Below are 12,992 nucleotides of genomic sequence, written 5' to 3'. Positions count from 1 at the left end.
CTTAGACAGCTAGCTGGCTTTTTTGTTATGCAGAATCAGATACTGATGCAGGTACCAGGAGCCCCCGCCAGGCCCGCGCCTGTGGCTTGCGCGTCCCGCGGCGCCCCGCTTGAGGACGCCGCCGAGGTGGAGCAAAAAAAAAACCCGCTTCCGGGCGAGGAAGCGGGGCGAAGTGGGCCACCTCCTGGCGGAGGTGGCCTTTTTTCATGCCGGGGCGTGGCCCGGGTCAGTCGTCGTAGCGCTCCTTGCGCTTGAGCCTCAACTCGCTCAGGGTCGCCTTGCGGTAGATGACGTTGCGGGTGACGGTGCTGCTGTTGCCGGCGGCGTCGGTGGCGGTCACGGTGATCACGTAGGTGCCGTTTTTCAGGAACCTGAGCTGCTGCTTGAAGACGCCGGTGCTGTCGACCCTGGGCTTGTAGGTGCGGCCGCTCATCTTCACCAGGACGGTGGCCTTGCCGACGGTGTCTGCCACGGTGCCGGTGAGGACGATGCTGCTCTTGCTGGTGGTGATGTCCTGCGCCGGATAGGTGACCGCCATGGTGAGGGCGCCGGTCGGGGTGTAGGTCACGGTGCGCTTGGCGCTGGTGACGTTGCCGGCCAGGTCGGCCGCGGTGATGGTGATGGTGTTGACGCCGGCCACCAGGTTCACGGTGGCAGTGAAGGTGTTGCCGCTGATGGAGGCCGAGGTCTGGTTACCGCTGTTGTCGGTCACGGTGACGGTGGAGCTCTCGTCGACGGTCCCGGTCACGGTGATGTAGGACTGGGCGGAGTCGCTGTTGTCGCCGGGGGCGGTGATGGCGAGCACTGGCGCGGTGGGGTCGAAGGTGATGGTGCGGACGTCGCTTTGGGCGTTGCCGGCCTGGTCCACGGCCACCACGGTGATCACGTTGGCGCCGGCCACCAGGGTGACGGCCGCGCTGAAGGAGCCGTCGGCGTTGACGGTGACGGGCTGGCCGTTGATGGTAAGGGACTGCAGCCCGCCGGCGTCGGTCGCGCTGCCGCTGATGTTGAGGGTCACCTTGTTGGTGTAGGAACCGTCGGCCAGGGTCGAGACGACCAGGGTCGGGTTGGTGGTGTCGGCGGCCGGGGCGGGGATGGTCACGGTGACCGATGCGCTCTTGCCGATCGATACGTTGCCCGCCGCGTCCTTGGCGAAGGCGTAGAAGGTGTTGCTCCCCTCGACGGCGTTCACCACTGCCGGGGGCGCCATGCTCCAGCCCATGGCGCCGGCGGAGGGCGCCGCGGAGCTGGTGCTGATCAGGTAGCCGGTGACGGCGACGTTGTCGGTGGCGGTAAAGGCGGAAACCGGCACGGTCAGGGTGGTGGCGGTAGCCGGCAGGGTGAAGCTCCCCACGACGGGCGCGGTGGTGTCGGGGAGGGTGACGGTCACGCTGGCGCTCTTCGCGGCGGAAACGTTGCCGGCGGCGTCTTTGGCCCAGGCGTAGAAGGTGTTAACCCCGGCGACGGCGGTGACGCTGGCCGGTGCGGTGGCGCTCCAACCCGCTGCGGAGGCGGCCGGCGCCGCGGAGCTGGTGCTGATCAGGTAGCCGGTGACGGCGACGTTGTCGGTGGCGGTAAAGGCGGAAACCGGCACGGTCAGGGTGGTGGCGGTAGCCGGCAGGGTGAAGGTCCCCACGACGGGCGCGGTGGTGTCGGGGAGGGTGACGGTCACGCTGGCGCTCTTCGCGGCGGAGACGTTCCCGGCGGCGTCTTTGGCCCAGGCGTAGAAGGTGTTAACCCCGGCGACGGCGGTGACGCTGGCCGGTGCGGTGGCGCTCCAACCTGCTGCGGAGGCGGCCGGTGCCGCGGAGCTGGTGCTGATCAGGTAGCCGGTGACGGCGACGTTGTCGGTGGCGGTGAAGGCGGAGACCGGCACGGTCAGGCTGGTCGCCGTGGCCGGCAGGGTGAAGGTGCCCACGACGGGCGCGGTGGTGTCGGCTGCGGGAGCCGCTGCCACGGTGAAGGAGTTGGTGTTGACCATCTCGTAGCCGTGGTTGGGGTTGTTGGCGTCGGGGACCCAGTTGCCGAATGCGGCGGAAGATGTGTCGTACTGGTTGCCGTACCACCCCACCTGCCAGGTGTAGGTTCCCGCCGTGGCCGGCGCCGGCGCGGTCAGGATGGCCGGAAGGGTGGTGGAGCTCCCCATGCCGCTGGCGGTGCCGCTGGAGATGGCGACCTGGGTGCCGCTTTGGTCGAGCAGCACGGCGCGGACCCAGCCGGTACGGTAGCCGCCGGCTATGGTGACGGACACGGTCTCACCGGGAGCGTAGGAGGTCTTGTTGGTGGTGCCGCTTACGTTGATGGTGTTCTTGGTGCTGGTGGCATGAGTGCCGTGGGCGTGGCAGCCGTTGCAGGTTGAGGTCGTGGTGTGGCAGTTCACGCACCCCATGGTGGTATAGTAGGACGACTGTGCCTGTGCCTCGTTGCGCCAGAGCTGAAAGGACAGCAGGGACAGTGCGAAGACGAACAACACCATTAATCTTCCTTGATTTTTTTGAGTCATGCTTTCTCCTTCGGTTGTAAGAAACCTTTTGTGTTTGTTTGAGATACTGCAGTTTTTCCTCATACAGCTTCGGGACATCCGGAGTGTCTATCTCCTCCTCTAGCATTGCCTGCCGCTACCTGGTGGCGTGGGTACAGGCTGTAACTCCGGAAGCATAAGGACTGCGACTGCGCTGGTACCGGTTTGGTTCGGGCACGAAAAAAGCCGGGCGCGAACATCGTGAAGATATTTCGGCGACCCGGCTGTCTCGGTGAGACCCTGTAGGCTTTCCGTCCCACCCTCGCGGGTGGTTTAGTATTATCGTGTATCGGTTGCTTGGGCTCCGCAGGGGGCTGCGGATATGTCCTGCGTGGACGTTATGACAAGGAAATTCCCTCCGAAAACGCGCGCAAAAAAAGCCGGGCGCGAGTATCGTGAGTGATATTTCGGCGACCCGGCTGTCTCGGTGAGACCCTTAGGCTTTCCGTCCCACCCTCGCGGGTGGTTTAGTATTATCGTGTACCACAAGTTTTATAGATGCTGAATCCGATATATCCCATCACGACAAAAATGGTCAACAAGAAAAAAACAGCAAGAATTAGCTACATGCAAAAATGGGGTTTCTGTCGCAGGGCGAGCGCAGTGTCAGCGGACCTCGTAGCAATGAGCAAAAAAAGGTGGGAAATGAGGGGCTGGCGAGCCGCAGTGCCATTGCCTTAACTTGTGGAATACAATAGCCGGTCGGCTAATGAGAATGGAAGATGTCTGCTGTGAAAGTCTTTTTCAATTTCACACTGTCACGGGTGCCGGTTGTAACAGTATATTTATGAAGTCGCTACGAAAAGGTTACGCCTACATTCTAAAAAAATAATTGCCGGCAGCGGGCTACAGCGGCAGGGAGGTCCTGCTCACCACGGTGCGCAGCGCGAAGGAGGACTGCACCCGCAGCACGCCGGGAAGCCCGGTCAGCTTGTTGTGCAGGCGCAGGTAGTCGTCGGTGTCCTTGACGATCACCCGCAAAAGGTAGTCGACGTCGCCGGACATGAGGTAGCACTCCATCACCTCGGGCACGGTCGTGATCGCCTCCTCGAAGCTCGACAGCTTCTCGCGCTGCTGCCCGTCCAGGGTGACCCGCACGAAGACGTTGCCCGGCTTGCCGATCGCCCCCTGGTCCACCAGCATCACGTAGCGGTCGATGATGCCGTTTTGCTCCAGAAGGCGCACCCGGCGCAGGCAGGCGGATTCGGAGAGGCCGACCAGCTCGGCGAGCTGCACGTTGGAGAGCCTGCCGTCCTTTTGCAGCTCGTTGAGAATGGCCCGATCAATCTTGTCTACGGCTCCTGGCGCAAGATCCTTCATCGCTTCTCCTCTTTCTTGAAATATCCTGCGAAAAAATATCCTCTTTGTCCGTGATTCGCAAGAAAAAACGGGCCCTTTTTTGGTATGCTAGCTACAGGTTTAGAAACTCCGGCCGCGGCACAGCCCTGGCGCCGACCAAAAAGGAAAGGAAACGAAGATGATCGTCGGAATTCTCAAGGAAATCAAGGTAGAGGAAAATCGCGTCAGTATGACCCCGGCGGGGGTGGAGGTCATGGTGGGACACGGGCACACCATGCTGGTGGAGGCCGGCGCCGGCGCCGGCAGCGGCTTCGCCGACGAGGCCTACCAGAAAGCCGGCGCCGAGATCGTGGCAACGCCCGCCGAAATCTACCGCCGCAGCGACATGGTCATTCACGTCAAGGAGCCCCAGCCCAGCGAGTACGACCTGATCCGCGAGGGGCAGATCGTCTTCACCTACTTCCACTTCGCCGCGGCCGAGGGGCTGACCCGCGCCTTCATCAAGAGCCGCGGGGTCGCGGTCGCCTACGAGACCATCACCGGCCCGGGCAACTCGCTGCCGCTGCTGACCCCGATGAGTGAGGTCGCCGGCCGCATGGCGGCCCAGCAGGCGGCCAAGTACGCGGAGCGGGCCCAGGGGGGGCGCGGCATCCTGCTGGGCGGGGTGCCGGGTGTGGCGCCTGCCACCGTGGTGGTCATCGGCGGCGGCGTGGTCGGCACCCACGCGGCGCAGATGGCCTGCGGCATGGGGGCCAAGGTCTACCTCCTGGACATGAGCCTGGAGCGCCTGCGCCACCTCTCCGAGGTGATGCCGAAGAACTGCTTCCCGGTGATGTCGTCTCCGGCCACCATCCGCGAGCTGGTCAAGGAGGCGGACGTGGTGATCGGGGCGGTGCTGGTGCACGGCGCCAAGGCCCCCAAGCTGGTCACCCGCGACATGCTGAAGACCATGAAACCGGGGGCGGTGCTGGTGGACGTGGCCATCGACCAGGGGGGCTGCTTCGAGACCTCGCGCCCGACCACGCACCGCGAGCCGACCTATCTGGAGCAAGGGGTGCTGCACTACTGCGTCGCCAACATGCCCGGCGCGGTGCCGCTCACCTCGACGGCGGCGCTCACCAACGCCACGCTTCCCTACGCGGTGGCGCTGGCGGACCGCGGCTGGCGCGACGTGGCGCGCAGCAACGCCGGCGTCAGGGAAGGGATCAACATCGCCTTGGGGCAGGTCACCTACCGCGGCGTCGCCGAGGCCTTCGGGCTCGAGTACACCCCGGTGGACGAGGTGCTCGGCTAAGCGGGGCACCTTGCCGGCAGTAACAAGAAGAGGCCAGCCGAATCACGGCTGGCCTCTTCTCGTTTGCGGATCACGATGCTAAAGGGGGGACTGGCTCCGCCAGGTGCCTGTCCCCTTGAGGCTTCGGCAAGCCGGCTGGGCGGAAAGGAGCGTTCCGCGAGAGGGACAGGCACCTGACGGAGCCTGTCCCTTCTGCTCCTTCTGCTGCCGCCGCTACGGCATCTTCAGGCGCAGCTTGCGCAGCACGCTTTCGTTCACCTGGAGCCTTGCCTTGCGCGGGTCCAGCACGGGGACCTTGTGGTAGACCCCGTTTCTCAGCAGGGAGAGGGCCAACTCCCCCGCCTGCACCCCGATGTCGTGGGGGTCGATGTCCAGCGAGGCGGCGGCGCCGTTCTTCAAGTACTGGCTGGTGAAGGTGACGGCAGGGATCCCTTCGGTCATGGAAAAAAGGAGCAGCGCCTCCATGTTCACCGTGGTGACCACGGTGCTGTCGGGGAGCAGCCACAACAGGTCCACCTCTCCCTTGAGTTTCTCCAGTTTTCCCTGCAGGTCGCGCGAGTTGCGCACCGGCTCCGTGTTCAGGGTGATCCCGTAATCTGCGGCATCGGCGCCGGCCCGTTTCACGTACGGGCCCGACAGCTTCGGGTCGTAAAGGACCCCGACCCGCTTCACGCCGAGTTGGCCGAAGAGTTCGAGGTAGCGCTCGGGGGGGGCGACCATGGTCACCCCGCCCACGTGGTCGGGCTGGGACTTTTGCGACAGCGCCAGGGCGAGCATGGAGACCACCGGCACCTCCCTGATCTTGCGGCAGGCGCTCAACGCCTTGTCCCCCAGGGCGACCACCAGCCTCGGGCGCTCCTCGCGGACCAGGCGCTGCACGTCCACCTCGGCGTAGTCGGAGAGCACCAGGGGCTGCTCGCCGGTTCTCGCCGCGGCGCGGAAGCCGCGCAGGGCCTCGGAGTAGATCGGGCTGCGGTTGGACTGCAGGATCAGGAGGTCCGAGGCGAGCGCCGGGGCGGCCGAGGCCAACACCAGGAGCAGTATGCACAGGGTGAGGGGGCGCATCAGAAGCGGAACCTCCCCCCGATTTCGAACCAGCGCGGCGCGGCCTGGTGGAAGTCGTACTGGTACAGCTTGGCGTCGAGGATGTTGCGCAGCGAGAAGAACAGTTCCGGCGAGTTCTCCCGGGACGGCGCCAGCTTCTGGTTCACGTGCAGGTCGAAAAAGGTCGCCACCGGGTGGGCGCCCGGGGTGTCGAGCTTCCAGTCGGCGTAGTTGCCGGTCAGCACGCAGGTGAGGCCGGCTGCGGTGTTGTCGTAGCTGAGCGATCCCTTGACGGCGTGGCGGGGGCCGCTTATGCTGCCGTCGAGTTCCGCCCCGGTGCTGCTTTTTCTGGCGTCGGTGAAGGTGTAGGCGCCGGTGAGCGCGAAGCCGTGCCAGGGGGAGGTGCGCAGTTCCAGGTCGACGCCGTGGCGGCGCTGGCGCTGCTTGCGGATCACCCCGGCCTGGTAGTCGTACTCCTGGACGTTCCAGACGTTGTTGTGAAACAGCATCCCCTTGAGCCACAGGTAGGGGACAGCGCCGCTCTCCATCCCCCATTGCACCGTGGTCACCTGCTGCAGTTCGTGCTGCACCTCGCCGTTGGTCGAGCCGAAGAAGCTGATCAGCGGCATGCTGTAGCCGCGCGCGGCATAGCCGCGCATCAGGGTGCTCTCGCCCAGACGCACTGTGGCACCCAGGGTGGCGCTGAACGGGTCGTCGAGCAGGTTCAGGTGGTCGACGCGCACGCCGGGGAGCAGCGACAGGCGCCCCAGGGTGAAGGTGCCGTTGGCGTAGGCGGAGTAACGGGTAAGGGTGAGGTCGGCGTCGCTGCCGGGGGCGTGCCGCACCAGTTCGCGCTGGGTCACCCCGATCCTCTCGAACTCGAGCCCGGTAGTCACCCCCTGCCGGGCGTCGCCCAGGTTGATGGCGGCCGTGTACCCCTGGTGCACTTCGCGCACGTGGGCATTGAAGAAAAGGAAGTCCCGGGACAGGAGACCGCGCTGGTCCGCCATCTCGCGCGTGCCGCCACGGCCGGTGAGGTCGAGGCTCGCGCGCTCGGCGAGCGGCACCTGCAGGGCGAGGGAGCCGTTCAGGTAGCGCACCATGCCGGTCTGGAAGAAGTCGTAGCGGGTCGAGCTCGCGGTGCCGGTGTCGTTGTAGCGGGCGTCGAGGCCCAGGGTGGCCCTGGCGCCGCCCGGGAAATCGTAGGTGATCTTGCCGAAGCCGTGGCTGAAATCGACGTCGTTGCCGGACCTGAGCCCGTCGGAGCGGATGGTCCCCCCGGTCAGGTAATAGCCGAACCCGTCGCTGGTGCCGCTTACTTCGCCTCTCAAGTCGCTGGTCGCCTTCTTGCCGATGGAGGCGGAGGCGAGGCCGGCGGCGCCGCGGTCGGCCACCGGCAACTTGGTGACGATGTTGATGACTCCCCCCAGCGCCGACCCCCAGGCCGCCGAGGCCGCACCCTTGATCACCTCGATGCGCTCGACCATCTGGACCGGGATCATGCCCACGTGGGCCAGGTTCTCCGCGGAGACGAAGTTCTGCGGCACCCCGTCGATCTGCACCAGGATGTGCCGGTTCGGCGAGCCGAGGATGTCGTAGAGCATGATGCCGCCGGGGGTCTGCAACAGGTCCAGTTGCACGCCCGGGACGGTCTGCAGCACGTCGGCCACGGTGTGGGCGTTCAGGCGGGCGATCTCTTCGGCGGTGACTGCGGTGACGTTTTCGGCGATGAGGGATGCGGGGCGGGGCAGGCGCGAGACGCCGCCAGGCTGATCCTCGGAGAGGCCCAGCGAGCGGGTCACCTCGTCCCCCTCCTCTCCCCTGGCGCATAGCGGCGTCAGCGGGATCAGGAGCATCAGCGAGGCGAGCAAAATTTTGCGGAGGAACTTACCTGTCAAATAACCTGCCCGATCGAAAAAAGAACATTGACAGCAGCATCTTTTTCTGGAAAAACTGACACAAAACTGGCCGTATACCTATCAGCTTAAGGGTTTGCTGTCAAAACAATTTCCATTAATAGAATCTAGAGCTGTTTTGTGGTCTGTTGTCCTCAGCTTTGTCGATGCCCGGACCACAAGCTATAGTTTTTTCGTTCCACATACAGTTTGTCATACAGCAAAGCGTCACTCGATCCGGATCACGCACATCTCGTGCAGGCAAGGTGGCCCCGGATCATGCGTCGAACACCACCTCCCCATCGCACCACTTCCCGCCGCGCGGGCAGGGGGCGCTGCCGGGTCCGCCCCGGGAAGGTCTTGCCATGAACAGGTTGTCGTTGCCCCAGCGTTTCTGCACCTTCCGTTCCAGCTTTCAGTTCAAGCTCTTCCTGCGTTTCACGCTCTTCTCCGCGGTGATCGCCGTGGTCTGCGGCACGCTGTTCGTGCTGCACCAGATCCGCCAGAACAAGAGCCACGCCGAGCAGATGCTGCAACTGCAGGCGCACGCCCTGGCCGACGCGGTGCGTCTTCCCCTGTACGCCGAGAGCATGGAACTGCTGGAGGGACACGCCGCCGACACCCTGCGCCTGCCGGAGATCCGCGGCGTGGAGATCGCGAACGCCCGCGGCAAGGTGCTGGTCCGGCTCACCTCCTCCCCGCACGGCGCGTCCGAGGAGTTGATCAGCCAGACCGCCGAGGTGCACGGCCATCCCCTGAGCCTGTCGCCGGAACAGGTCCTGGCCGGGGAGCAGGGGGCGCCCGGGGACCTGGTCGGGGAGGTGCGCCTGTACCGGGGCACCGACGACCTGTGGCGGGAGGGGCGCAGCCTGGCGGCCCTGAGCGTGGTGCTGGCCGCCGCCTGCTGGCTCTTCGTGAGCCTCTCCTGCTACGTGATCCTGAGACGCGTGACCGCTTCCTTCAATACCTTGATGCGCGGCATGGAAAAGGTTCATGGCGGCGACTACGTCTCGCGCATCGAGGTCGTCGCCGACGACGAGCCGGGGCGGGCTTCGGCGTCGCTGAACGAGTTGGCCGAGTCGCTTAGACTGCGCGAGCAGGAGAACCGCCGCCTGCACGCGGAGCTCATGGCGGCCATGGACTTCGAGATCGCCTCCAAGGAGCAGCTGGTTTCCATCAACCTGGACCTGGAAAAGGAGATCGAGCAGAGGACCCAGGCACGCCAGGAGCTGAAGAACCTGGTGCAGCAGCTCCCGCTGGGCATCGTCTGGTCCGACGAGCGCGGCGAGATCGAGTACCTCAACTCCTTCATGCTGGACACCTTCGGCTACAGCGCGGAGCAGGCGCCCGACCTGGAGGTGCTCTTCGCCCTGATCTGCCCGGACCGGGACTACCGCGAGGAGGTGCTCGAGCGGCGGCGCGCGGCCATCGCGGCGTGGGAGCAGGGGAACCTGGTCACCTTCTACGAGGTGCGCGCCCTGTGCCGGGACGGCTCCACGCGCCACCTCAACTGCAGCAACCAGCGCTCCGGCACCAGGATCGTCGACATCATGATCGACATGACCGAGCGCGAGCTTTTGCAGCAGCAGATCGTCCGCAACCAGAAACTGGAATCGATCGGGGTGCTGGCCGGCGGCATCGCCCACAACTTCAACAACGCCCTGACCGGCGTGCTGGGCTACATCTCCTTCGCCAAGAAGTTCCTCGACCCCGGCCACGGCTCCCACGAACTGCTGCTGCAGGCGGAAAAGGCCACCATGCGCGCCGCCGGCTTCGCCAACCAGCTCCTCTCCTTCGCCCGCGGCGGGGCGCCCCTGCGCAAGGGGGTGCCGGTGGCGGCGCTGGTCGAGGAGTCGGTGCAGTTCTCCACCAAGGGGAGCAACGTCCGCGCCAGCATCGAACTCCCCCCGGAGCTCCCGCCGGTGTACGTGGACGACGGGCAGATGCGCCAGGCCTTCAACTGCATCTGCATCAACGCGGTGCAGGCCATGCCGGAAGGGGGGACCCTCACCATAACCGGGAGAGCGGTTTCCAGCGAGCGGGAGCGGCTGCCGGCGCCGTTGTGCGGCTGTTACGTGGAACTTTGCTTCCGCGACGAGGGGTGCGGTATCCGCGACGAGCACAAGTCGAGCATCTTCACCCCCTACTTCACCACCAAGGCGCAGCTGGGGACGGGGCTTGGGCTTGCCACGGTGCACTCCATCGTCACCAGGCACGGCGGCGTGATCAGCTTCGACAGCCAGTGGGGGAGGGGGACCACCTTCACCCTGTACCTGCCGGTGTTCAGCGTCGAGCCGGTCGCGGCGCCGGTCATCGACGAGCGCCCGGAGCGGGAGGCGGTCCCCGGCAACGCGGTGCTGGTCATGGACGACGACGAGATGATCAGAGAGGTCGCCGAGGGGACCCTCTCCGAGCAGGGCTACCGCGTCACCGTCTGCGGCACCGGCCAGGAGGCGGTGGAGTTGTACCACCAGGCGCTCGACAGCGGCGCCCCCTTCCTGGCCGTGGTCCTCGACCTGACCGTCCCCGGGGGCATGGGGGGGAAGGAGGCGGCCCAGAAGATCCTGGCACGGGATCCCGCCGCCCGCCTGATCGTCTCCAGCGGCTACAGCGACGACGTGGTCATGCAGGACTTCCGTGCCTACGGCTTCTGCGCCGCCACGGTGAAGCCCTACGACCCGGACCAGCTGTGCCGGCTGCTGGACGGCTTGCGCTCCGCATAAAAAAGCAGCCAGGCCGGGAGAGAGTCGGCGCTGGCTGCACAATGTATAACAGGTATGGTGATAGGGGCTTTTCTCCCCTGCGCTGTCGTTACACCCTGGTGATCTTCGCCTTGCTCTTCAGCTCGTCCACGAAGCTCATCACCGCTTTTCTTACCTTCTCCGCCTTCAGGAACTCGACGATCTTCTGCTTCGCCTCCTCGTAACTTACCTTGCCCGCCTCGTGCTTTTCGGCCAGCTTGATGATATGGAAGCCGAACTGGCTCTCCACCACGGAACTGATTTCCCCCGGCTTCAGGTCGAAGACCGCCTTCTCGAAAGGGGCGACCATCTGGCCCCGGCCGAAGGTCCCCAGGTCGCCGCCCGCCGTTGCGCTGGGACAGCCCGATTCGGACTCGGCCACCGCCGCGAAGTCCTCGCCCTCCTTCACCCGAGTCAAAAGCGCCTCCGCCTTCTCCCTGGCCTTTTGCTTCTCCTCCGGCTTCATCTTTTCGTCCACCTTCACCAGGATGTGGCTCGCCCGGGCATTTTCCATGCGAATGAAGTACTTGTCCTGATTCTCCTGGTAGAAGCTCCGCGCCTCTGCATCACTCACTTCGACCTTGGAGGTGAAGCGTTGGTCAATGAAGGTGTTGATCACGATGCTCTTGCGTGCGTTCCTAACCATCTCTCCGAAGGTAAGTCCGCTCGCTTTTAGGGCATGCTCGAACGCGTCGGGACCCGGGTAGAGCGCCCTGGTCTCTGCCACCTTTTTTTCCACCTGCAGATCCAGGTCTTTGATTTCGATCTTGGCTGCCTCCTGGTAGAGGAGTTCGGCCACGGTGAGCTGGTCAAGGGCTGCCAAATTCGACCTCTGCATCGTTTCGGGTGAAATTTGCTCGAAGCTCCCTGCTTGTGAGAGGAGCAGTCGGCTAACGCGGTGTACCTCGGCCCGGCTGATGGCTACTCCATTGACCAACTGGACGGTGTCCTGTGCTTCAGTGGCAGCATGAGCAAGCTGCACCGATACGGGAGCGGCGCTTCCCTTCACGCCGGTGCAGGCAGCAAGGCAGAGCAGCACGGCCGTGGTTGAGACGATACCCTTTGTGGCTCTATTCATTTTACAGGCTCCTCCATTGGCGCCTCTCCCAGGCGTACGCTTTGAAACGTTTAGCAATTCCCGGGCCATGTTACTGCGGTGCTTAAATGCCTGAATGTAAACGGTTGGAGTGGCAGTGCCGTAAGTCCGGTGCGGGAAACACCGCAGCCCTGACAGCACGGGGAGTCAAGAGTGGGGCAAATGACCCACTCTGCTTTTGAAGTTGACTTTCGAGAGCCGATGCGTTACACGCGTATCGAAATATTGAAATAATTAAATGCAAGCTGAAGCCGCGATAGCGGTCGGGGGTGCGTGGGGGATTTAACCCAGCCACAGGCTGCTGCATGGAATCTCTCACGTCCTGTTGCACGATGGTTGATCAGGCGCCTTCAGAATTGTCGAGGAGAGGTTAGACCGTTTGAAGGTTGGGTATGGCTCTTGCTGTGCGATGCGGGTTCTCGTTACGCTTTCAATCGACCATAGGAGGAAATCTATGCAGTTCCCGAAGCTACGTACCATCGCCGCCGTTATATTCTTTGCCGTCTTGACGGGCTGCGCCAATGCGCCCAAGCTCTCGCAGGAGGTGCCAGTGATAGTCAACGGCGCCCCCATCACAAGAGCCGAGGTGGAACGGGCGGCGAAAGCCCTTATTGCCAAAAGCAATACAGCACAGCCCGTAACGCCGGAGATCATGAAGCAGGTCACCGAGACTGCCGTAAATCAACTGGTTGCTGCGGAACTGCTCTACCAAGCTGCAAGCAGGCTCGAGGTTAAGGACCTGGACCGCAAGGTTTCCGAAAGAATGGCACAGAGCAGGGCCCGTTATCCATCACAGGCCGCTTATGAGCAGGCACAGAAATCGGTGAACATGACCGAAAAGGAGATCAGGATCGCGGTGGGTAAGGACATTGTCATTGACTCGATGATCGAGGGCGTTTTCCTGCCCAAGGCGGTTGTCTCGGATGTGGAGATCCAAAACTTTTATCAGGACAACAAGGAAAGGTTGTTCCGTGGCGCCGGTTTTGAAGAGGTTAAGGGGCAGGTGGCGGAATTCCTCAAGCAGGCAAAGGTGAGAAAGGCGGTTGCTGATTTCGTTGAACAGTTACGGGGTAAGGCCAAGATAGAAAAGGTGTAGCTTCCC

8 protein-coding genes and 2 riboswitches are annotated in these 12,992 nt (G+C 63.9%); of the genes, 3 read left to right on the top strand and 5 right to left on the bottom strand.

The genetic code is table 11. The features are described 5' to 3' along the window. Nucleotides 1–226: 226 nt before the first annotated feature. Nucleotides 227–2,476 (bottom strand): Ig-like domain-containing protein, encoded by a 2,250-nt coding sequence (locus H7687_RS13435; protein WP_246404873.1) that lies wholly within the window; start codon nt 2,474–2,476, stop codon nt 227–229. Nucleotides 2,477–2,732: 256 nt separating this feature from the next. Then, a riboswitch (cyclic di-GMP riboswitch) is annotated at nt 2,733–2,809 on the bottom strand. A 118-nt stretch (nt 2,810–2,927) separates the two neighbouring features. After that, nucleotides 2,928–3,003: riboswitch (cyclic di-GMP riboswitch) on the bottom strand. A 364-nt stretch (nt 3,004–3,367) separates the two neighbouring features. Beyond that, nucleotides 3,368–3,841 (bottom strand): Lrp/AsnC family transcriptional regulator, encoded by a 474-nt coding sequence (locus tag H7687_RS13430; protein ID WP_183348195.1) that lies wholly within the window; start codon nt 3,839–3,841, stop codon nt 3,368–3,370. Nucleotides 3,842–3,998: 157 nt separating this feature from the next. Between H7687_RS13430 and ald the strand changes: the two genes are divergently transcribed. Continuing rightward, complete coding sequence (gene ald / locus H7687_RS13425; RefSeq protein ID WP_183348193.1) at nt 3,999–5,114, top strand: alanine dehydrogenase; 1,116 nt, start codon at nt 3,999–4,001, stop codon at nt 5,112–5,114. Nucleotides 5,115–5,327: 213 nt separating this feature from the next. Here the strand turns inward: ald and H7687_RS13420 are convergent, their stop codons facing one another. Further along, nucleotides 5,328–6,179: an ABC transporter substrate-binding protein gene (locus H7687_RS13420; protein ID WP_183348191.1), complete on the bottom strand. Its 852-nt coding sequence runs from the start codon at nt 6,177–6,179 to the stop codon at nt 5,328–5,330. Then, complete coding sequence (locus H7687_RS13415; protein ID WP_246404870.1) at nt 6,179–8,056, bottom strand: TonB-dependent receptor plug domain-containing protein; 1,878 nt, start codon at nt 8,054–8,056, stop codon at nt 6,179–6,181. Before H7687_RS13415 ends, H7687_RS13420 begins: the two co-directional genes overlap by 1 nt. Before the next feature lie 362 nt (nt 8,057–8,418). Between H7687_RS13415 and H7687_RS13410 the strand changes: the two genes are divergently transcribed. Continuing rightward, nucleotides 8,419–10,776, top strand: coding sequence for a hybrid sensor histidine kinase/response regulator (locus H7687_RS13410; protein ID WP_183348189.1), 2,358 nt, complete (start codon nt 8,419–8,421; stop codon nt 10,774–10,776). Nucleotides 10,777–10,864: 88 nt separating this feature from the next. On the opposite strand, the gene H7687_RS13405 is transcribed toward H7687_RS13410, so the two are convergent. Continuing rightward, nucleotides 10,865–11,872 (bottom strand): peptidylprolyl isomerase, encoded by a 1,008-nt coding sequence (locus H7687_RS13405; RefSeq protein ID WP_183348187.1) that lies wholly within the window; start codon nt 11,870–11,872, stop codon nt 10,865–10,867. A gap of 472 nt (nt 11,873–12,344) precedes the next feature. Between H7687_RS13405 and H7687_RS13400 the strand changes: the two genes are divergently transcribed. Then, nucleotides 12,345–12,986, top strand: coding sequence for a SurA N-terminal domain-containing protein (locus H7687_RS13400; RefSeq protein ID WP_183348184.1), 642 nt, complete (start codon nt 12,345–12,347; stop codon nt 12,984–12,986). Nucleotides 12,987–12,992: the final 6 nt, after the last annotated feature.

This window comes from Geomonas paludis (genome assembly GCF_014193585.1).
Classification (GTDB): Bacteria; Desulfobacterota; Desulfuromonadia; order Geobacterales; family Geobacteraceae; genus Geomonas; species Geomonas paludis.
Note: the sequence above shows the minus strand (reverse complement) of the source record. Positions and strands in the feature narration are given on the sequence as shown.

What these genes read in the sequence shown, in the direction of transcription:
- H7687_RS13435 (WP_246404873.1), bottom strand. Translation starts at nt 2,476, where the DNA reads ATGGTGTTGTTCGTCTTCGCACTGTCCCTGCTGTCCTTTCAGCTCTGG.
- H7687_RS13430 (WP_183348195.1), bottom strand. Translation starts at nt 3,841, where the DNA reads ATGAAGGATCTTGCGCCAGGAGCCGTAGACAAGATTGATCGGGCCATT.
- ald (WP_183348193.1), top strand. Translation starts at nt 3,999, where the DNA reads ATGATCGTCGGAATTCTCAAGGAAATCAAGGTAGAGGAAAATCGCGTC.
- H7687_RS13420 (WP_183348191.1), bottom strand. Translation starts at nt 6,179, where the DNA reads ATGCGCCCCCTCACCCTGTGCATACTGCTCCTGGTGTTGGCCTCGGCC.
- H7687_RS13410 (WP_183348189.1), top strand. Translation starts at nt 8,419, where the DNA reads ATGAACAGGTTGTCGTTGCCCCAGCGTTTCTGCACCTTCCGTTCCAGC.
- H7687_RS13405 (WP_183348187.1), bottom strand. Translation starts at nt 11,872, where the DNA reads ATGAATAGAGCCACAAAGGGTATCGTCTCAACCACGGCCGTGCTGCTC.
- H7687_RS13400 (WP_183348184.1), top strand. Translation starts at nt 12,345, where the DNA reads ATGCAGTTCCCGAAGCTACGTACCATCGCCGCCGTTATATTCTTTGCC.